The 20,006-nt window shown below is 67.1% G+C and carries 19 protein-coding genes; 7 read left to right on the top strand and 12 right to left on the bottom strand.

What is annotated here, in order from left to right; all coding sequences use genetic code 11:
* Positions 1–45 precede the first annotated feature (45 nt).
* A complete protein-coding gene (hemL, locus tag ACPT9U_RS13775; RefSeq protein WP_418364600.1) occupies positions 46–1,329 on the top strand; it encodes a glutamate-1-semialdehyde 2,1-aminomutase in 1,284 nt (427 codons plus the stop codon).
* Between the two features lie 46 nt (positions 1,330–1,375).
* Here hemL and mgtE read toward each other — a convergent pair whose 3' ends face one another.
* The 11 genes from mgtE to ACPT9U_RS13720 all read right to left on the bottom strand — a co-directional run bounded on the left by mgtE (position 1,376) and on the right by ACPT9U_RS13720 (position 11,533).
* Complete coding sequence (gene mgtE, locus ACPT9U_RS13770; protein WP_418364601.1) at positions 1,376–2,818, bottom strand: magnesium transporter; 1,443 nt, start codon at positions 2,816–2,818, stop codon at positions 1,376–1,378.
* 104 nt (positions 2,819–2,922) lie between these two features.
* Positions 2,923–3,615, bottom strand: a complete 693-nt coding sequence (gene mtgA / locus ACPT9U_RS13765; RefSeq protein ID WP_435751346.1) for a monofunctional biosynthetic peptidoglycan transglycosylase — start codon at positions 3,613–3,615, stop codon at positions 2,923–2,925.
* Positions 3,616–3,645: 30 nt separating this feature from the next.
* Positions 3,646–4,479, bottom strand: coding sequence for a shikimate dehydrogenase (aroE, locus tag ACPT9U_RS13760; RefSeq protein WP_435751345.1), 834 nt, complete (start codon positions 4,477–4,479; stop codon positions 3,646–3,648).
* 10 nt (positions 4,480–4,489) lie between these two features.
* Complete coding sequence (locus ACPT9U_RS13755) at positions 4,490–5,407, bottom strand: energy transducer TonB (RefSeq protein WP_435751344.1); 918 nt, start codon at positions 5,405–5,407, stop codon at positions 4,490–4,492.
* A 7-nt stretch (positions 5,408–5,414) separates the two neighbouring features.
* Positions 5,415–7,322 (bottom strand): ribonuclease catalytic domain-containing protein, encoded by a 1,908-nt coding sequence (locus ACPT9U_RS13750; RefSeq protein WP_435751343.1) that lies wholly within the window; start codon positions 7,320–7,322, stop codon positions 5,415–5,417.
* 33 nt (positions 7,323–7,355) lie between these two features.
* Complete coding sequence (gene rarD / locus ACPT9U_RS13745; RefSeq protein WP_418364630.1) at positions 7,356–8,234, bottom strand: EamA family transporter RarD; 879 nt, start codon at positions 8,232–8,234, stop codon at positions 7,356–7,358.
* A 93-nt stretch (positions 8,235–8,327) separates the two neighbouring features.
* On the bottom strand, positions 8,328–9,227 hold the full coding sequence (locus ACPT9U_RS13740) for a class I SAM-dependent methyltransferase (protein WP_435751342.1): 900 nt from the start codon (positions 9,225–9,227) through the stop codon (positions 8,328–8,330).
* A 16-nt stretch (positions 9,228–9,243) separates the two neighbouring features.
* Positions 9,244–9,816, bottom strand: coding sequence for a YqiA/YcfP family alpha/beta fold hydrolase (locus tag ACPT9U_RS13735; RefSeq protein ID WP_435751341.1), 573 nt, complete (start codon positions 9,814–9,816; stop codon positions 9,244–9,246).
* A gap of 14 nt (positions 9,817–9,830) precedes the next feature.
* Entirely contained in the window at positions 9,831–10,655 is an 825-nt protein-coding gene (locus tag ACPT9U_RS13730; RefSeq protein WP_418364607.1) for an undecaprenyl-diphosphate phosphatase, read from the bottom strand.
* Between the two features lie 104 nt (positions 10,656–10,759).
* Positions 10,760–11,014: a YkgJ family cysteine cluster protein gene (locus tag ACPT9U_RS13725; protein ID WP_435751340.1), complete on the bottom strand. Its 255-nt coding sequence runs from the start codon at positions 11,012–11,014 to the stop codon at positions 10,760–10,762.
* A 3-nt stretch (positions 11,015–11,017) separates the two neighbouring features.
* Positions 11,018–11,533, bottom strand: coding sequence for a DUF2478 domain-containing protein (locus tag ACPT9U_RS13720; protein WP_435751339.1), 516 nt, complete (start codon positions 11,531–11,533; stop codon positions 11,018–11,020).
* A 113-nt stretch (positions 11,534–11,646) separates the two neighbouring features.
* On the opposite strand from ACPT9U_RS13720, the gene hrpA reads away from it, so the two are divergent.
* On the top strand, positions 11,647–15,939 hold the full coding sequence (gene hrpA / locus ACPT9U_RS13715) for an ATP-dependent RNA helicase HrpA (protein ID WP_435751338.1): 4,293 nt from the start codon (positions 11,647–11,649) through the stop codon (positions 15,937–15,939).
* 100 nt (positions 15,940–16,039) lie between these two features.
* On the opposite strand, the gene ACPT9U_RS13710 is transcribed toward hrpA, so the two are convergent.
* Entirely contained in the window at positions 16,040–16,408 is a 369-nt protein-coding gene (locus ACPT9U_RS13710; RefSeq protein WP_435751337.1) for a hypothetical protein, read from the bottom strand.
* A 252-nt stretch (positions 16,409–16,660) separates the two neighbouring features.
* Here ACPT9U_RS13710 and rpsF point away from each other — a divergent pair, with 252 nt between their 5' ends.
* The 5 genes from rpsF (at position 16,661) to dnaB (ending at position 19,627) form a co-directional block, all read left to right on the top strand.
* Complete coding sequence (gene rpsF, locus ACPT9U_RS13705; RefSeq protein ID WP_418364612.1) at positions 16,661–17,047, top strand: 30S ribosomal protein S6; 387 nt, start codon at positions 16,661–16,663, stop codon at positions 17,045–17,047.
* A gap of 43 nt (positions 17,048–17,090) precedes the next feature.
* A complete protein-coding gene (gene priB / locus ACPT9U_RS13700) occupies positions 17,091–17,363 on the top strand; it encodes a primosomal replication protein N (RefSeq protein ID WP_418364613.1) in 273 nt (90 codons plus the stop codon).
* 2 nt (positions 17,364–17,365) lie between these two features.
* Positions 17,366–17,641 (top strand): 30S ribosomal protein S18, encoded by a 276-nt coding sequence (gene rpsR, locus ACPT9U_RS13695; RefSeq protein ID WP_002933051.1) that lies wholly within the window; start codon positions 17,366–17,368, stop codon positions 17,639–17,641.
* Between the two features lie 15 nt (positions 17,642–17,656).
* Positions 17,657–18,106 (top strand): 50S ribosomal protein L9, encoded by a 450-nt coding sequence (gene rplI / locus ACPT9U_RS13690; RefSeq protein ID WP_418364614.1) that lies wholly within the window; start codon positions 17,657–17,659, stop codon positions 18,104–18,106.
* 120 nt (positions 18,107–18,226) lie between these two features.
* The gene (gene dnaB, locus ACPT9U_RS13685) at positions 18,227–19,627 is read left to right on the top strand and encodes a replicative DNA helicase (protein WP_418364615.1); all 1,401 of its coding nucleotides are present in this window, start codon (positions 18,227–18,229) and stop codon (positions 19,625–19,627) included.
* Positions 19,628–20,006 lie beyond the last annotated feature (379 nt).

Here is a 20,006-nt window from a genome sequence, read left to right as displayed (position 1 = left end):
GCGCGACAATGCTGCCTTTCGCATGCAGCACAGGAACGAAACGCCATGACCAGCCGTAACGAGACCCTCTTCCAGCGCGCCCAGCAGACCATTCCGGGCGGCGTCAATTCGCCGGTGCGCGCCTTCCGCTCGGTGGGCGGCACGCCGCGCTTCCTCGCGCGCGCCGAAGGCGCCCGGGTGTGGGATGCAGACGGCAAGGAATACATCGACTACGTCGGCTCCTGGGGCCCGGCCATCGCCGGCCACGCCCACCCGGCCATCGTCGAGGCGGTGCGCGAGGCCGCGCTGAAGGGCCTGTCCTTCGGCGCGCCCACCGAGAGCGAGGTCGAGATGGCCGAGCTGATCTGTTCGCTTTTGCCGTCGGTGGAGATGGTGCGCCTGGTCAGCTCCGGCACCGAGGCGACCATGAGCGCAATCCGCCTCGCTCGCGGCTTTACCGGCCGTGACGCGATCGTCAAGTTCGAGGGCTGCTACCACGGCCACGCCGACAGCCTGCTGGTCAAGGCCGGCTCCGGCCTGCTGACCTTCGGCAACCCGTCCTCGGGCGGCGTGCCTGCCGATTTCGCCAAGCACACCATCGTGCTCGACTACAACGACCTGCAGCAGGTCGAGGACGTGTTCAAGGCCCGCGGCAACGAGATCGCCGCGATCATCGTCGAGCCGGTGGCCGGCAACATGAACCTGATCAAGCCTGCGCCCGGTTTCCTCGAAGGCCTGCGCCGCATCTGCACCGAATACGGCGCGGTGCTGATCTTCGACGAGGTGATGACGGGCTTCCGTGTCGGCCCCCAGGGCGTAGCCGGGCTGTACGGCATCACGCCCGACCTGACCACGCTGGGCAAGGTGATCGGTGGCGGCATGCCGGTGGGTGCCTTCGGCGGCCGCCGCGACATCATGGAGAAGATCGCCCCGCTGGGCGCGGTGTACCAGGCCGGCACGCTGTCGGGCAGCCCGGTGGCGGTGGCGGCGGGTATGGTGTCGCTGAAGCTGACGCGTGAGCCGGGGTTCTACGAAGGCCTGGCTGCAGGTGCCCGGCGTCTGGTGAGCGGGTTGTCCGCCGCGGCGCAGGATGCGGGTGTCACCTTCAGTGCGGATTCGGTTGGTGGCATGTTCGGCGTCTATTTCGCCGACAAGGTGCCGGCCTCGTTTTCAGACGTGATGGCCTCGGACAAGGAGGGTTTCAACCGCTTCTTCCATGCCATGCTGGACGCCGGCCACTACTTCGCGCCCTCGGCCTTCGAGGCCGGCTTCGTGTCGGCCGCGCACGGCGAGGCGGAAATCGACGCGACGGTGGCGGTGGCGCGCGAGGTGTTTGCGAAGCTGGGCTGAGGGGGCGCGATCCCGAGCGGCATGCCGTTAGCGCGTGCCTGGCCCATCAAAGCAGGAACAGCGTTGCCAGTCCCAGGAAAATGAAGAAGCCACCGGAATCGGTGAGCGCGGTGATCATCACCGAGCCGCCGAGTGCCGGGTCGGCGCCGAGACGCTGGCGCAGCATCGGGATCAGCACGCCGGCGCAGGCCGCGAGCAGCAGGTTCAGCGTCATCGCCCCCGTCATCACCATCCCGAGCTCCACGTTGCCGTACAGCCACCACGCCAGCACGCCGAGCAGGCTACCCCAGACGATGCCGTTGATCAGCGCCACGCCCAGCTCCTTGCGCAGCAGCCGCGTCATCGCCGATTGCTCCACCTGACCCATTGCGATTGCACGCACGATCATCGTCACCGTCTGGTTGCCCGAGTTGCCGCCGATACCGGCGACGATCGGCATCAGCGCAGCCAATGCCACCAGCTTCTCGATCGAGTCCTCGAACAGCCCGATCACCCGCGAGGCCACGAAAGCGGTGACCAGGTTGATCGCCAGCCAGGCCCAGCGGTTCTTCACTGAGCTCCAAACAGAGGCGAAGATGTCCTCCTCCTCGCGTAGACCGGCCTGGGACAGGATTTCCGCTTCGGATTCCTCGCGGATGAAGTCGACCACGTCGGCCACGGTCAGCCGGCCGATCACGCGCTTGTCGTTGTCGACCACCGGCGCCGAGACCAGGTCGTATCGTTCGAAGGCCTGCGCCGCGTCGTCGGCCTCGTCGTCGGGGGTGAAGCTGATCACCGTTTCCGAACGCATCACTTCGGCTACGGTCTTCTCCGGGTCGCTGATCAGCAGCGTCTCCAGGGTCAGGATGCCTTCCAGATGGTCCTCGCGGTCGACCACGAAGAGCTTGTCGGTGTGGTCGGGTAGCTCATCGAAACGGCGCAGATAGCGCAACACCACTTCCAGGGTGACGTCGTCGCGCACCGTCACCATGTCGAAGTCCATCAGCGCGCCGACCGAGTCCTCCGGGTAGGACATCGCGGCGCGTAGCTGCTCGCGCCCCTCGGTGTCGAGCGACTGAAATACGTCTTCGATGACCTCGGGCGGCAGATCCGGCGCCAGGTCGGCGAGCTCGTCGGCGTCGAGCGATTCGGCCGCCGCCTTGAGCTCCTGCGGATCCATGGTCTCGATCAGCGACTCGCGCACTGCGTCCGAAACCTCGAGCAGGATCTCGCCATCGCGTTCGGCCTTGACCAGATCCCAGACGTAGAGGCGTTCCTCGCGCGGCAAGGACTCCAGGATGTAGGCGATGTCCGCCGGGTGCAGGCTGTCGAGCTTCGCGCGCAGGCTGGCCTCGTGCTGCTTGTGCACGAGGGTTTCGACCAGCGCGTGGCGCGGCATGTCCTGTCGATGGACGAGATCCTCCACCACCCTCTGGCGGGCGAGCAGATCCTGCACCTCTTTCAGGTGGTGCTGGACGTCGTCGGGGTGGAGTTCTTCGGATTCGGTCATCGCTGGAATGGCGTGTGTCGAGCGCGATGCGCGAATTCTACGGGCTCGTGCAGCGCGTCGCGACCCCGATTCTGTTGCAGTGCGAAAAAAAACCGTCTGCCGGCTCAGGGCACCTGCGAATGGATCATTCGCCGCTGCACCCGTGCCGCATGCGCCGCAAGGCGGGGGCCGAACTCGTTTTCGTAGCGGCGCGGGTTCGGCAGCATCACCGCGAGTCGGGCGGCTTCGGCCGGGCCCAGGCTGGAGGCGGGACGGCCATAGTAGTGGCGCGCAGCGGCTTCGGCGCCGAACACCCCGTTTCCCCACTCCGCCACGTTCAGGTACACCTCGAGGATTCGCCGCTTCTCCCAGGTCGTCTCGATCATCAGCGTGAGCACTGCCTCCTGCCCCTTGCGCAGCCAGGAGCGGGAGGAGGACAGGAACAGGTTCTTCGCCAGCTGCTGGCTGATCGTGGAGCCACCCGCTGCGAGGCGGCCACGTTCGGCATTGCGCTCGAGCGCGCGCTGGATGCCCTCCCAGTCGAAGCCGCGGTGTTCCAGGAAACGGTCGTCCTCTGCGGCCACGACGGCACGCTTGAGGTGCACCGAGATGTCCTCGTAGGCGATCCAGCGCTGGCGCAGTTCGGCCTTGGGGTCTGTCTTGCGCAGTTCGGCCAGGCGTTGGCGCATGAAGCTGGTGCTGCCGGGGTCGAAACGGCTCCACCACACGACCTGGGTGAGCAGCACCGCCTGCCAGAACAACAGAAGCAGCAGGGCGATGGCCAGGCCGCGGACGGCCCCGCGCAGGAGGCCTTGCATGCCGCTCACCGTGGGTCTGTGCCGCCCGCGTCAGCCGGCATCGATCTGCCGGCGCAGTGCTGCGCGCACCGGCGCCGTGTCCGGCCGAACGCCGCGCCACAGCGCGAAGCTCTCCGCGGCCTGCTCGACCAGCATGCCCAGCCCGTCGGCCACGCGTGCCGCGCCGTCGGCAAGCGCAGCACACATGAAGGGTGTGTGGCTGCGGCCGTACATCATGTCGTAGGCGAGGGCGCCTTCAGCGTAGAGGCCCCGCGGCAGCGGCAGGCGTTCACCCGCGAGGCTTGCCGAGGTGGCGTTGATGACGAGATCGAACTTTCTATCCGCGAGCGCGGCGAAGCTTCCGCCTTCGAGTCTGGCCTTTCCCGCTTCAGCGGCGAAGTCTGCGGCGAGTGCCTCGGCCTTGTCCGCGCTGCGATTGGCAATGCGTAGCTCGGCCGGGCCGGCGTGCAGCAGGGGCAGGATCGCGCCGCGGGTCGCGCCGCCCGCGCCGAGCAGCAGTACGCGGCGGTCGGCGACGGTGTGGCCGAGGTTGATGAGGAGGTCGCGCACCAGACCAGCGCCGTCGGTGTTGTCGCCCAGCACCTCGTCACCGTCGAAGGCGAGGGTGTTGACCGCACCGGCGGCCCGCGCACGTGGGGTGCGCCGCGTTGATAGTGCGAAGGCCTCGAGTTTGAAGGGAACGGTCACGTTCGCGCCGCGCCCGCCCGCGGCGCGAAAATCCTCGACCGTCCGGGTAAAGCCATCCAGCGGTGCGAGCAGGGCCTCGTACTGGAGTGCCTGGCCGGTCTGGCGGGCGAAGGCGGTGTGGATCTGTGGCGATTTGCTATGGGCGATGGGGTTGCCGATGACGGCGTAACGGTCCATGGGCTCGGGCTCAGTTTGCGCGTACCTGGTCGGTGTTGGTGAAGGTCCAGGTGCGCGTGATCTCGATGATGTCGAATTCCTTGCGGATGTCGGGGGGAAAGGGGGCGTAGGGCGCGGCCATTCTGACGATGCGCACCGCGGCCTCGTCGAGCAGCGTGTGCCCGGAACTGCGCTGCACCGAGACCTTGTCCACCGTGCCATCGGCGCGAATCGAAACCGACAGCAGCAGGCTGCCGTAGAGCCTGCCGCGCGCTGCCTCGGGGTAGTTCAGCGTGCCGACCCGTTCGACCTTCTGACGCCAGTCCTCGACGTACTGGGCAAAGCGGTATTCCTTGGCGCGCGCGCCGATGAACTTCTTGCGCGGACGCTTGGCCAGCTCTTGGAGGTCGCGGTCGATCTGGGCTTCGAGGCGTGCGACCGCGGCGGCGCTGTCGAGCAGGTCCAGGCCACTGAGCTGAGGTTGTGGTTCGGGGCGGGGCGGGGGTTGCTCGGCTTTCTTCGGTGCGGCAGCGATCGCGGCCGGCGCCTTGTCGCGGGTGATCACCTGCTTTTGCTCGCGCACCGGCTCGGGTGCACGGCGCCGTGCATCGACCAGCGCATCGCCGTCTTGGCGCTCGGGCTGCGGCGGCAGGGGCGTTGAGGGGCGGGCGTCCTGCTCGGTGTTGCCGCCGCCGTCCACGTTCGCCTGCGCCAGCACGTCCGCTTGGTCCGGTGCCTTGGCGTGGCGGGTGTTGACCAGCACCACCTCCAGCCCCTTGTCTCTCGTCGGCTTGCTTTCCGGCATGCGGAACTGGATCAGCAGAAGCAGACCATGCACCACTGCCGAGATCGCGAAGGCTGCCAGCAGCAGCGGCCCGCCGAAGTTCCGCAACTGCCGGGCGGTTGCAGAAACCGGAGCGAGGGCGGGGGCGGGCCGCTTCGCGTTCATCACGGGTTCAAAGGAAACCGAAGCCGGTTTCGGTCCCGGCTTCCGGGTCGGGTTCGGCGAGCGTCTGCACGAAGCGCGCCTCGACCTCGACGTCGAGCAGGTCGGTGCGCTCGATGAAGAGCTTGACCCGGCTGCCGGGAATCTGCAGCGGCAGCGAGGGCATGCGGAACACGAGCGGGATCTCGGTCAGGCGCACCACGTTCTCGCGCAGCACGGTGGCCTCGACCTCGCCGCGGCCGTGCTGGCGCAGCCAGCGCAGGCACCAGTAGCGTTCCATGCCGCGCTGAAATTCCGCGTATTCGGCGTAGGTGAGCTCGAAGTCGCGCATCGCGGCCATCAACTCGGCCGACTTGGGGGCGAATGCGGGCGGTGTGCCCTGCAGCACCGAGATGATCTGCCACTGGTTCACCAGATCCACATAGCGGCGTAGCGGCGAGCTCGACCAGGCGTAGCAATCGACCCCCAGGCCTTCGTGCGGCGCGGCGACCGTGGTCATGCGCACCTTGCCGCCACCTTGGGCGCGGTACAGGCCGGGGATGCCCGAGGCGTCGAGCAGCTTGCCCCAGGTCATGTTGGCGTAGATCATCAGCTCGGCCACCAGCTTGTCCATCGGCGAGCCGCGCAGGCGCCGGCTGATGCTCACATGGCCGGGGCCGTCGGCGGTGTCTACGTTCCAGTCCACGCTGAAGCCGAAATCAATGCGGTCCTCGTTGCCGCCGGCCTTGCCGCGTCCGGCCTCGAGCACGGTGGCCAGGTCCCACAGCAGGGACAGCTCCTGCTTCCACTGGAAGTCGGGCAAGCCAGCATGCACCGTCTCGTCGTTGAACACGGGCTCGATGTCGTGGTGGCGCAGGTTGGCGACGATCGGCACGGCCTCGACCCGGCTTTCCTCGCCGACGATGGCCAGCCCCGGGGTAACGTCGAGGTATAGCGATACCGCCGGGCAGTCACGGCCTTCGGCGAGGGTGAAGGTCTGCACCACCTCGTCCGGCAGCATGGTGATCTTGCTGCCAGGCATATACACGGTGGACAGGCGCCGGCGGGCGACCGCGTCCAGCCCCGAGCCGCGCGCAAAGCCCAGCGCCGGTGCCGCGATGTGAATGCCGATGCGCCAGCCGCCTTCGGCGCGTGGCGTCACCGAGAAGGCGTCATCGATCTCGGTAGTGGAGGCGTCGTCGATCGAGAATGCGGCGACCTCCGCGCGCGGCAAGGCCTGTGGCAGCGCGGCCGGCTCGACGACGGGGAAGGCCGTACCCTCGGGGAAGTGCTCGAACAGGAAGCGGTTGTAGTGGAAGTCGTGGCTGGACGCGAGCGCACCGCAGCCGAGCAACAGGCGTGCGGCCGACAGCCCGCTGTCGACGCAGGCGGCTTCCAGGGCCTTGATCTCGGGGCGGTTGCGGTCGGGGCGGTAGAGGGCTTGCGGCAGCAGTGCGGCGAGCTCGGGCGGCAGGCGGCCGGCGACGAGCTCGGCGCGCATGTGCTCGATCGCTGCGGCCTGCTGGCGCTTCTTCTCCAGCCCGGCCAGTGCGGCCTGCAGGATGTCGGCGGGCGCCTTGCGGAAGCGCCCCTTGCCCTTGCGATGGAACCAGATCGGGGCCGAATGCAGGCGCAGCAGCACCGCTGCCGACTCCACCGCGCTTGGTGTACGTCCTTGGTATTCGGCAGCGAAGTCGGCAAACGCGAACTCGTCGTCGCCGCACACCTCCCACAGGAATTCGACGTCGAGCGCCTCGGCGTCCGTGTCGGCGCGCGTGAGCAACTCGGCCGGCGCCGGCTCGCGGAACTCGAGCAGCACGTTGGCGCGTTTGAGCTTGACCCGCTTGCCGTGCGTGTTTTCGACCTGCAGGGTGGCTTCGTTATCAGCGAGGATGGTGCCGGCCTTGAATGCACCGTCCTCTTCATACAGCACGAACATCGGCATCTGCCTGAAGAATTCAAGCGCGCTAGTTTACTGGATTCGGGGCGCAGGCCGGCGTGCGGCACGCAGTAGATCGAAGGAATACACCGCGAGCGCGCACCAGATCAGCGCGAAGCCCACCAACTGGGTGGCGTCGAGCGGCTCGCGGAACACGAGCACCGCAACCAGGAAGTTGAGGCTGGGCGCGAGGTATTGGAGGAAGCCTACCGTGGCCAGGGGCAGCCGGCGCGCACCCACTGCGAACAGCATCAGCGGGACCGCGGTGATGACGCCCGTGAGCGGCAGCAGCCAGTCGGTGCGGGCGCCGCTGCCGAAGCTGAGGCCGCCCTGCTGCCCGACCCAGACCAGCCACGCGAGCGCGAGCGGTGCGACGAGCAGGGTTTCGATGAAGAGCCCGCTGGCGGCCTCGACCGGGGCGCGCTTGCGCAGCAGACCGTAAAGGCCGAAGGTCCCGGCGAGAAAGAGCGCGATCCAGGGCAGGCTGCCCAGCTGCCACACCCGCCATCCCACGCCTGCGCACGCTATGGCGACCGCAGCGGCCTGCAGCGGGCGCAGCCGCTCGCGGAGGAAGAGCGCGCCCAGGGCCACGCTGACGAGTGGGTTGATGAAGTAGCCGAGGCTGGCTTCGAGCAGCCTTCCGGCATCGATGGCCCAGATGAAGACCAGCCAGTTGCTGCCGGTGAGGAGGGCGGTGAACGCGAGCAGGCCGAGGAGGCGCGGCTGCACGAGCACGCCGCGCACGCGCGCGAAGCCTCCGGTGAAGGGCAGCAGCGCGATCAGCCCGGCGAGGAGAATCGCCGACCACAGCACCCGGTGCGCGACGATCTCGAAGGGTGGGACCGTTCCGATGGCGCGGAAATACAGCGGCGCCAACCCCCAGATGCAGAAGGCCGCCAGCGCGGCGCGCATGCCGTTGCGCGCATGCGAATCGGCGCTGCCGGGCGAGGGGGCGGTAGAAGCGGTCACCTGGGGCGCTGCAGCGTTCGATGGGTGGGGGGCGCCTCAAGCTTTCGGACGGCGCGCAGTGGCGATCAGCGTGCGCGCTGGCAGCAGGTAGCCGCCGCGACCGTCGTCGCAGCAGTGGCCCGCAAGCTCATCCGCGACCGCCGCCTGCAGCGCGTCCTGCATGGCCTGTGGCAGCCGCCCGAGCGCTTCGGCCGCTCCGCCCGCGAGGTCGAGGAAGGCCTGCCAATAGGCTTCGGCATGCTCGAAGTGGCAGCTGAATTCGCAGGGACGAAGTTCAATGTCGACGAAGCCGGCCGTCTCAAGTGCCTGCTCCAGCACGCCGGCCTCGCCGTAACGGAATACCGAGGGGCGTGCGACTTTGGGCGGGGGCAGCAGGCGGGCGATGGTGTCCTGCGCGCGGTGGATCAGCGGCACCGTCTCGCGCGGGCCCCACACCGACAGTGCGATCCGGCCGCCTGGGACGAGCACGCGGCGCATCTCTGCCAGGGCGCGCTCCGGGTGGGGAAAGATGAACAGCGCGAGGCCAGCGAGTACCCGGTCCATGCTGGCGTCGGCCAGACACAGGTGTTCGGCGTCGGCGGCGGCGAAGCACGGCGCATCTGCGTGCTCGCCGCAGCGGCGTGCACCCTCGGCCAGCATGCCTTCCGCGATGTCTGTGGCGAGCACGACACCGCCGGGCGCGACGCGCAAGCCTGCATCGCGTGCGAGCAGGCCCGGCCCGCTGGCCAGGTCGAGCACGCGCAGCCCTGGCGCGAGGGCCGCGGCATCCAGCAGCGCGGCAGCGAGGTCGGCGCGCAGATGGGCGCCTTCCGCGTAGCGCGCGGCAATGCGGTTGAATCCAGCACGCTCCATGGCCTTGAAGCGGCGCGGATCGAAGCCGGAAGTGGCGGTCGCGCCTGCGGTCGGCGTGCTGCGGGAAGGATCGTGCGCGTTCATCGTGGATATTGTCGCGTCAGGGGCAGGTGAAGTCGATCACGTCGTCGAGGAAATCGCCCCAGCGCGAGAAGCCGTGATCGCCCCCCTCGAGCACGGTTTGCCGTACATCGGCGTATTTCTCCACTGCGTGACGGTAGTCGAGCACTTCGTCGCCGGTCTCGACCAGCAGCCAGTAGCGCTCGGGGTGGGTGATTGCGGGGACTTCGAAGGCGCGCAATTCGTCGATGTGCGTGCGGGTGAACGCGAAGGATTCGCCGGTATACAGGTTGGTCTGTGTGCCGATGAAGGCTTCGAGCGACAGCGGCGCGACGACTGCGGGGTTTACCAGCACCGCGCGCAGCGCGTGTTGCTGTGCGAGCCAGGTGGCGTAGTAGCCGCCGAGGGAGCTGCCGACCACGGCCGGCTCGATCCCGGCGGCGCGCGCGCGGGCGATTGCGCTTTCGGCGAGTGCGATCGCGGCGCGCGGCGACACTGGCAGTTGCTCGCACCAGAAGTGGTCGGCGAGGCCACGTGCCTCCATGCGGGCCTTGAGCGCCTGCGCCTTGATCGACGCGGGCGCGGAGCGGAAGCCGTGCAGGTAGATGATCATCGTGCGTGCCTCGATCAAGGCTCGGACCATTCGACCCAGCCGAAGTACCAGGTCGCGAGCACGAAGAGACCGAAGGCGATACGGTACCAGGCGAAGACGATGAAGGTGTGGTTGGAGATGAACTGGATGAAGCTCTTCACCGCCCACATTGCGGCGACGAAGGAGGCGACGAAGCCGACCGCGAACACCGGCAGGTCTTCAATCCGCAGCAGTGCCCAATTCTTGTACAGGTCGTAGGCGGTTGCGGCGAACATGGTCGGGATCGCCAGGAAGAAGGAGAACTCCGCCGCCGTCTTGCGCGACAGGCCGAAGATCAGTCCGCCCATGATGGTGGCGCCCGAGCGCGAGGTGCCTGGAATCATCGCCAGCGCCTGCGCGAAGCCGACCTTGAGCGCGTCGGTCCAGCGCATCTCGTCGACCTCGTTGATGCGCGGGTGATAAGCACGCTTTTCGACGTAGAGGATGATCAGGCCGCCGACCACCAGCGCGGTCGCCACCGTGATCGGGTTGAACAGCAGACCCTTGATCGTGGAGTGGAACATCAGCCCGAGCACGGCCGCAGGCAGGAAGCCGATGAACAGCATCCACACGAAGCGCTGCGCGCTGCGCTCCGTGGGCAGTCCGGTGGCGACCTTGATCAGGCGCTCGCGGTAGTCCCAGCACACCGCCAGGATGGCAGCGAGCTGGATGACGATCTTGAACACCTTGCTGGTGTCGTCGTTGTAGCCGAGCAGATCGCCCAGAATGATCAGGTGGCCGGTCGAGGAGACCGGCAGGAATTCGGTCAGGCCTTCGACGATGCCGAGGACGAGTGCGACGAGGAGGAGGGAGAGGTCCATGCGGCGCGGGAGCGGGAAGCGGAGGGAGGCGGGATTATAGCCCCCGGCATGTTGCGCCACGGGGACGATGCCGGGTGGGTGCGCAGGTCACGCTCAGGGTACGGTCAGGACGCGGTCAGTGCTTCGAGCCGGGCGAGGTAGCGCAGCGCGTGTTTCCGTTCGTTGCCGCACATCTCCGCCGACGGCTGCAGGCTTGCGCACACCGCCGGCCGGCACGGGTCGTCGAAAATCCTGCAGCGCTCCAGGTCGTCGAGCTGGATGCAGCGTACGCCAGCCGGCTTGCCCAGCGGCATGCCCGGGATCGGCGAGGAGATCGAGGGGGCGATGCAGCAGGCGGCGCAGTCGGGGCGGCAGTGCATGGCTCAGCCCGCGTCTGGCGCGGACCACCAGGCCAGGATGGCGTCGAGCGTGGGGTCGAGCAACATGCCCTCGCCGCCGGTGAATTCCTTCCACTCTGCGAGGAAGCGCTCTCCCACCGCGGTGAGCAGCGGCACGCCGGCGACGACGGTCTCGGCCATCTCGTCGCGCAGGCCGGCGCCGGCCACCTCCTGGGCGCCGAACTTGTTGATGATCACCAGATCGACACCACGCGCGAGCGCGCCGCGCACTGCCATCGAGCCGCGTGCGAGCGCGTCCGGGTCGACCCGACAGGAGATCGAGCCGCGGCCGAGTTCCTGCGACAGCGGGATGCTCTCGCCGGTCTCGAGGTTCTCGAGCTGCATCGCGCAGGGGTCCTCGATCACGGTGGCGATGTCGTGCTGGAGCACGCCGCCGAGGCGGACGCCACGCTTGGCGAGGGCACGCGCTGCGTGGGCCAGCAGGGTCTCGATGTTGTCGGTGGGCTTATAGACGACGGCAGCGATGGCGTGGGCGGGCATGGTCGGACTCTGCGGGCGGGGCGTTCGGCAATGGGCGCCATTGTCGCACTGCAACGCCAACATGGCGAAGATGCAGGAGATAATGCGCGGCCTGAAGAACCCGAAGTGGATCCATGAGGGCTGAACACAAGGGCGCGCGCCGTCCGACCGAATTGCCGATTTTTGACGACTGCCTGAGCGTCGATCGCCAGCGCCTGCGCCGCATGGCGCGCGATCTGGCACGTGTCGCGCAACCCGCGTCCCCAACGCGCAGCGGTGCAGAAGCTACGCCGGAGAGCCGGTCGGCCAGGGACGAGGTGATGCATGGGCGGAGTCGGATGGACGCGCGAGGGGCTCGCCTGCAGGCAGACTTCGATGCGCTCCTTGCCCGCTCGCGCGCCGCGCTGCTCTCTCGTCGCGCGGCGCTGCCCGTCCCGGACTTCCCGCCCGAGCTGCCGGTATCGGCGCGGCGCGACGAGATCGCCGCCGCGCTCGCCGCCCACCAGGTCATCATCGTCTGCGGCGAGACCGGCTCGGGCAAGACCACCCAGCTGCCCAAGATCGCGATGACGCTCGGGCGCGGCGTCGCCGGCCTCATCGGCCACACCCAGCCGCGCCGGCTGGCCGCGCGCGCCACCGCGAGCCGCATCGCGCAGGAGTTGAAGAGCGCGCTCGGCGAGGTCGTCGGCTACAAGATTCGCTTCACCGACAAGACCAGCGAGCGTAGCCACGTCAAGCTGATGACCGACGGCATCCTGCTCGCCGAGACCCAGACCGACCCGCTGCTCGCCGCCTACGACACCCTGATCATCGACGAGGCGCACGAGCGCAGCCTCAACATCGACTTCCTGCTCGGCTACCTCAAGACCCTGCTGCCGCGCCGGCCAGACCTGAAGGTGGTGGTGACCTCGGCGACGCTCGATGCCGATCGCTTCGCGAAGCATTTCGCCGACGCCGCGGGCAAGCCGGCGCCGGTGATCGAGGTCTCCGGCCGCCTGTATCCGATCGAGATGCGCTACCGGCCGGTGGAGAGCGAGGACATCGACCCGGCGGCCGCGGCGCGCGCGGCCGCGAAAGGCGGGAAGGAGGGCGACAAATCCAGGGCGGGTGGCAGGGACAGGAGCCGCGATCTCATGGACGCGCTGGTCGACGCGGTTGACGAGGCGCAGCGCTGCGGCCCGGGCGACGTGCTGGTCTTCCTGCCCGGCGAGCGCGAGATACGCGAGGCCGCCGAGGCGCTGAGGAAGGCCCATCACCTCCCCGGCACCGAGATCCTGCCGCTGTTCGCGCGCCAGTCGGCGCAGGAGCAGGCACGCGTGTTCTCGGTCTCCAACGGGCGCCGGGTGGTGCTTTCGACCAACGTCGCCGAGACCTCGCTGACCGTGCCCGGCATCCGCTATGTGGTCGACACGGGGCTGGCGCGCATCAAGCGCTACTCGCCGCGCAACAAGGTCGAGCAGTTGCAGGTCGAGAAGATCGCCCAGTCGGCCGCGCAACAGCGCGCCGGGCGTTGCGGTCGGGTCATGGACGGCATCTGCATCCGCCTCTACGACGAGGACGACTTCAACCGTCGTCAGCCGCACACCGACCCCGAGATCCTGCGCTCGTCGCTCGCCGGCGTGATCCTGCGCATGAAGGCCCTGAAGCTGGGCGCGGTGGAGGACTTCCCCTTCATCGACGCGCCCGGTTCGCGCCTGATCGGCGATGGCTACGCGCTGCTCGCCGAGCTCGGCGCCGTCACTGACGACGACGAGCGCAGGCTGACGCCGACCGGCATTGAACTGGCGAAGCTGCCGCTCGACCCGCGCATCGGCCGCATGATCCTCGCCGCGCGCGACCGCGGCGCGCTCGCCGAACTGCTGGTGATCGCCGCCGCGCTGTCGGTGCAGGACCCGCGCGAGCGGCCGCAGGACAGCCCGGGCGCGGCCGACCAGGCGCACGCGAAGTTCCGCGGCGGCGAGCAGGACCAGAAGTCCGAGTTCCTGTGGTACTGGCACCTGTGGAAGGCCTGGGACGAGGTGCAACGCCATGAGTCGTCCAGCAAGCAGAAAGCCTGGTGCAAGAAACACTTCCTCAACTACATGCGCATGCGCGAGTGGCGCGACGTGTTCAGCCAGCTGCATACGCTGTGCGCCGAGCACGGCTGGAAGGAGAACGCGCAGCCGGCGAACTACGAGGCGATCCACAAGGCGCTGCTCGCTGGCCTGCTCGGCAACATCGGCTGCAAGGCGGACGATGGAGAGCACGCAAGCAAGGGCCCGCAGGCCGGTTTTTACCTCGGCGCGCGTGGCATCAAGTTCTGGCCGCATCCTGGCTCGTCGCTGGCGAAGAAGGCCGGCAAGTGGATCATGGCCGCGGAGCAGGTCGAGACCTCGCGCCTGTTTGGGCGCTGCATTGCGCGCATCGAGCCGGAGTGGGTGGAGGAGGTCGGCGGCCACCTGATCAAGCGTCAGGTGTTCGAGCCGCACTGGTCGAAGTCTTCCGGTGCGGTGCGCGCCTGGGAGCGCGGGACGCTGTATGGGCTGGTGATCTACCCGCGCCGCGGCGTGGCCTACCGCGACATTGACCCCGCGCTGTGCCGCGAGCTCTTCATCCGCGAGGGCCTGGTGCAGGGCGAGATCGCCGAGGGGCCGGCACGCGCGATGGCCTTCCTCGCCCACAACCAGCGCCTGGTGGCGGAGATCGAGCGCCTCGAGCACAAATCGCGCCGCCCTGACGTGCTGGTGGACGAGGTGCTGATCGAGGCCTTCTACGACAGCAAGCTCCCCGCGGACGTGTGTGACGTCGCCGGCCTGGAGGTCTGGCGCAAGCCGGCGGAGAAGACCGAGCCGAAGCTGCTGCACCTGTCGCGTGAGCAGTTGATGCGCCACGAGGCCGAGGGTGTCACCACCGACCGCTTCCCGCCCGCGCTGGAGGTGCTGGGGCAGAAGCTGAAGCTCACCTACCTGCACCAGCCCGGCGAGGCCGACGATGGCGTGACGCTCGCGGTGCCGCTGGCCATGCTCAACCAGATCCCCGCCAATCGTTGCGAGTGGCTGGTGCCGGGGCTGCTGGAGGAGAAGGTCGCGGCGCTGATGAAGACCGTGCCACAGAAGCACCGCCACCGTCTGCAGCCGGTGGCCGAGAGCGCGGCGGCGTTCATGGCGGCGTTCGAGGGCGGCGAGTTCGACACTGACGAGCCGCTGCTGAAGATGCTGCAGCGCTTCGTCGAGGAGCGCGTGCAGTTGAAGCTGCCGCTGGAGAGCTTCCGTGCGGAGAACCTCAAGCCGCATTGCTTCATGAACTTCCGCGTGGTCGACGAGCACGGCCGAGCGATGGGTCAGTCGCGCAACCTGATGGAGTTGCGCGCACGCTTCCGCGAGCAGGTGGCGGCGCGCTTCTCGGCTGCGAAGATCGGCGGTGCGCTTGCGGGCGCGCTGTCGGCGGCGGGTGTCGGGGGGGTGGGCCGTGCCGAGGTCGCGAGCGGGACGGGGCGTGGCGCGGGTGCTGCTCAGCCCGGGCGCAAGGGGAGTGGCAAGGCGGCGGGCGACGCCCCGGGGCGCGGCGCCGCAGCGGCCGAGATGCCGGCGCAGGCGCTGTCCGGCTTCACCGCCTGGACCTTCGGCGCCCTGCCCGAGCTGCTCGAGGTGCGCGTCGCCGGCCGCGAGGTGATCGGCTTCCCGGCGCTGCACGACGATGGCGACAGCGTTTCGCTACGCCCTTACGACACGCCCGAGGAGGCGACGCGGGTGCACCGCCGCGGCCTCGCGCGCCTGTTCGCGCTCAACCTCAAGGACCAGGTGCGCGCGGTCGAGCGCCTGCCCGGCCTGCGCGAGCTCGCGCTGCAGTACATGAGCTTCGGCACCGAGGCCGAGCTGAAGGCGTGTCTGGTCGAGGCGACGCTGAACCGCTGCTGCCTGCTCGAGCCATTGCCGACCGGCGCCGATGCGTTCGCGAAGCGCTGCGCCGAGGCCAAGTCGCGGGTGAGCCTGGTCGCGCAGGAGTTCATGCGCCTGGCTGGCCAACTGCTGATCGAGCATGCGGCACTGCAGAAGCGGCTGTCCGGCTTGAAGACCTTCCCTGAGGTGGTGGCCGACCTCCAGGGGCAGCTCGGTGCGCTGCTGCCGAAGGATTTCCTCGTCGCCTTCGCGTGGGACAAGCTGGCGCACTTCCCGCGCTACCTCAAGGGTGCCTCGGTGCGGCTCGACAAACTCCGCAACAATCCGACGCGCGATGCGCAACTCATGGCCGAATGGAAGCAACTCGCCCAGATCTGGGAGCGCGAGCGCCTCGTGCGCCGGCGGGCCGGCGTCGAGGATCCCGCGCTGGAGGAATTCCGCTGGTTGCTGGAGGAACTGCGCGTGGGACTGTACGCGCAGGAACTGAGGACGCCGATGCCGGTGTCGGTCAAGCGCCTGCAGAAGATCTGGGACAGCCGGCCACGCTGAAGGCCTCTTGCCCGTGCCCGCAGGCGATGCGCTCACCCCGGTGGTGTTTGGGCAGAGCAGTCTCGCCGGGGTGGGCTGTGGGCCTTCTGGGCTGCAGCCGTCAGCGCAGGGGGATTACCAGGGGCGGGATGTCCACGCCGATCACCAGTGCGGGCGAGTTGCTGTAGCCGTAACTGCGGTAGGCAGGCTGGTAATAGTGGTGGTGAATCACCGTGTGTCGTGGGGCGCGCGGCGGCACGTGATGTATCACCACCCGCTCGCGATACCCGTGGCGATCGTCCCTGGCGCGCGCGGCATGGCGTGGCGGTCGTTTGTCGTAATGCCTGTCGCCGTGCATGGGGTGATGCGTGTGATGCCGCACGTGGCGCTCGCCGCGACGGTCATTGCGTGCTTCGGCTGCGGTGGCCGCGCCGAGCAGGCCGGCGCTGATCAGTAAGGCAAGCAGCGTGCTGCCGAGTGTGGTCTTCATGTTCTGCCTCGTTCGTGTTCTGACTTGTGGCAGGGCGGCGCCCCGTCGACAAAGATGCTAGGCCGGCCGGCGTGTCAGCGGCGTGAGCAGAGTGTAAGCAGGCTTGTGCCTTGGACGGCGCCGGGCCGGTCGGGGCGCCTGAACTCGACGGCGCTTTGATTTTCAAGAAGAACTTGTTAGACTGCCGGGCTTTCCCTTGCCCCACCGGATTCGCATGCCGGGGGGCTGCATCAATAACCGCAAGGAGTCTGCATGCGACACTACGAAATCGTATTCATCGTCCACCCGGACCAGTCCGAACAGGTTCCGGCGATGGTCGATCGCTACAAGTCCATCGTGACCAGCCGCAACGGTCAGGTTCACCGCCTGGAAGACTGGGGGCGCCGCCAGATGGCATACCCGATCCAGAAGGTGCACAAGGCCCACTACGTGCTGATGAACATCGAGTGCGACGGCGAGACGCTGGCCGAGCTCGAGCACGCCTTCAAGTTCAACGACGCTGTGCTGCGTCACCTCACCATCAAGATGAAGAAGGCTGTCACCACGCCTTCGCCGATGATGAAGGAAGAGAAGTCGCGCTCGATGAATATCGGCTCCGACGACGCCAAGCCGGCCGACAGCGAAGCCGCTGCCGCCTGAGTTGCCTGAACCGGGTCTAAACGAGCTGCGCCTCGATGCGCGCGTGGCCGAAGTGCTGCCGCTGCGTCGAACCCCTGCCGGAGTGCCGGTCGCCAGTTGTATGTTGGCGCACGAATCGAAACAAGTTGAAGCGGGTCTGACCCGTGAAGTTTCGGTAGAGCTTCAGGCAGTGGCGCTGGGGGATCTGGCGGCGGTGCTGGCTGCGGCAACTCCGGGAGGCGCAATGCGTATCACCGGATTCCTCGCCGCAAAGAGCCTGCGCAGCCGAACCCCGGTTCTGCACCTGACAACAATCGAATTTCTCGAAGGAAACTGAAAATGGCCTTCAAGCCCAAATCCAAGTTCAAGAAGAAGGACGACCGCGGCGGTCGTGGTCTGTTCAAGCGTCGCAAGTTCTGCCGCTTTACCGCGGAGAAGATCGAAGAAGTCGACTACAAGGACGTCGATATCCTCAAGGACTTCATCACCGAGAACGCCAAGATCATGCCGGCACGCATCACCGGTACCAAGGCGGGTTACCAGCGTCAGCTGTCGGTTGCCGTCAAGCGCGCCCGCTTCCTGGCTCTGATGCCCTACACCGACCTGCACCAGTAAGAGGAGAACGGAAACATGCAGATCATTCTTCTCGAGAAGGTCGTGAACCTCGGTGCTCTAGGTGACGTCGTCAAGGTCAAGGACGGCTACGCCCGCAACTACCTGATCCCGCAGGGCAAGGCAAAGCGCGCGAACGAGGCCAACCTGGCCGAGTTCGAGGCGCGTCGTGCCGAACTTGAGCGCGTGCAGGCCGAAAAGCTCGCGGCTGCCCAGGAATTGGCCGGCAAGCTGGAAGGCGTCAGTGTGGAAGTCGCCCGCAAGGCCGGCATGGACGGCCGTCTGTTCGGCTCGGTCGGCAATGCTGACGTCGCCGAGGCGCTGGCTGCCAAGGGTTTCGACATCGATCGTGCCGCCATCCGCATGCCGGAAGGGCCGCTCAAGCAGGTTGGCGAGACCCAGTTGGAAGTGTCGCTGCACGCCGACGTGCTGGCCAACATCACCGTCGCGGTGGTGGCAGAGCAGTAATCTCGTCCGCGAGAGCATGTAGAAAGGGCTGCAATGTGCAGCCCTTTTTGTTTTCAGGGTCGCCGTTCGCGGCGCGGTCGGTCGCTACAATGTGGCGATCCGGCCCAGATGGTGTTTCAGATGAGTTCTGCTCCCTCCCGTTTTTCCGATTTTCCGAGCGATCCGCAGCTTGCGCAGATCAAGCTGCCACCGCATTCGCTTGAGGCCGAACAGTCGCTGATCGGTGGTGTGCTGCTCGACAATCAGGCGTGGGAGCGCATCGCCGATCTGGTCAATGAGGCTGACTTCTATCGCGACGACCATCGCCGCATCTATCGCCACATCACCCGGCTGATCGACCAGGGGCGGCCGGCCGATGTGGTCACGGTGTTCGAGTCGCTGGAAAAGAATGGCGAGGCGGAGCAGGCTGGCGGTCTCGCATATCTGGCCGAGATTGCAAACAACACGCCGTCTGCAGCCAACATTCGCCGCTATGCCGAGATCGTCCGCGAGCGCGCGATCCTGCGCAAACTCGTTGCGGTCGGGGACGAGATTGCCGCGAGTGCTTTGAGCCCCTCGGGAAAGGACGCCAAGGCGCTGCTGGACGAAGCAGAGGCCAAGGTGTTCGAGATTGCCGAGGCGGGGGCCCGCCACGCGAGCGGTTTTGTGTCGATCCAGCCTATCCTGAAGCAGGTGGTCGATCGCGTGCAGGAACTCTACGATCGGGACAATCCCTCGGAGGTCACCGGCGTGCCGACCGGTTTGGTTGATCTGGATGACAAGACCTCCGGTTTGCAGCCCTCGGACATGATCATCGTTGCCGGCCGGCCCGCAATGGGCAAGACCACCTTTGCGCTCAACCTGGCCGAGCACATCGCAATAGAGCAACGCTTGCCGGTGGCGATCTTCTCGATGGAAATGCCCGGCACGCAGCTTGCGACGCGCTTTATCTCCTCCGTCGGTCGCATCGACATGCAGAAGATCCGCAGCGGCCGGCTCACCGACGACGACTGGCAGCGCCTTACGATGGCCATGGGAAAGCTCTACGATGCCCCTCTTTACATCGACGAGACGCCCGGCCTGAACCCGATCGACCTGCGTGCCCGAGCTCGCCGCCTTGCGCGCCAGTGCGGAAAGCTTGGCCTGATCGTGATCGACTACCTGCAGCTGATGAGTGGTACGCGCGAGGGTGACAACCGCGCATCAGAGCTTTCCGAAATCTCGCGCTCGGTGAAGTCGCTCGCAAAAGAGCTCAACGTGCCGATCATGGCGCTCTCGCAGCTCAACAGAAGTCTCGAGCAACGGCCCAACAAACGCCCGGTGATGTCCGATCTGCGCGAATCCGGAGCTATTGAACAGGATGCCGACATCATCATGTTCATCTATCGCGATGAGGTATATAACCCCGATTCGCCGGACAAAGGGACGGCCGAGCTGATCATCGGCAAGCACCGTAACGGTCCGACCGGGACGGTACGTCTGACTTTCATCGGCGAGAATACGCGCTTCGAGAACTACGCCGCCGCTCCTGGGATGTACTGACACTGCCGTGCGAGCGGAGCTTAAGAGCGTGGCCTTGATGTGCCGCCCTCGGTTGGCTGACCGTCTTATTCGCTCATAAATTTTTAGATTGCTGATTTGTGTTGACGGCGTTTCTGCTGGGTCTATAATGCGCACCTCTTCAGCGCTGCAGCGGTTTCTTCGGAAGCGGTGTGCGGGGTTGAGGAGGTTGAAGCGGGAGGTTGTTGGGCGGTGGATCGGGTCTTGGTGGTGAGCCGGGGCGTTAAAAAAGATTCACGAAATGCTTGACAGGGATTAGGTAGTTGATCATAATCTCGCTTCTTCGCTGCCGGGTGGCAGCGGTTCTTTAAAAAGTCGAACAACCGATAAGTGTGGGTGCTTGGTTGTTGTGGTCGAATCG

The organism is Thauera sp. AutoDN2, from assembly GCF_051280715.1.
In the GTDB taxonomy this organism is placed as follows: domain Bacteria; phylum Pseudomonadota; class Gammaproteobacteria; order Burkholderiales; family Rhodocyclaceae; genus Thauera.
Note: the sequence above shows the minus strand (reverse complement) of the source record. Positions and strands in the feature narration are given on the sequence as shown.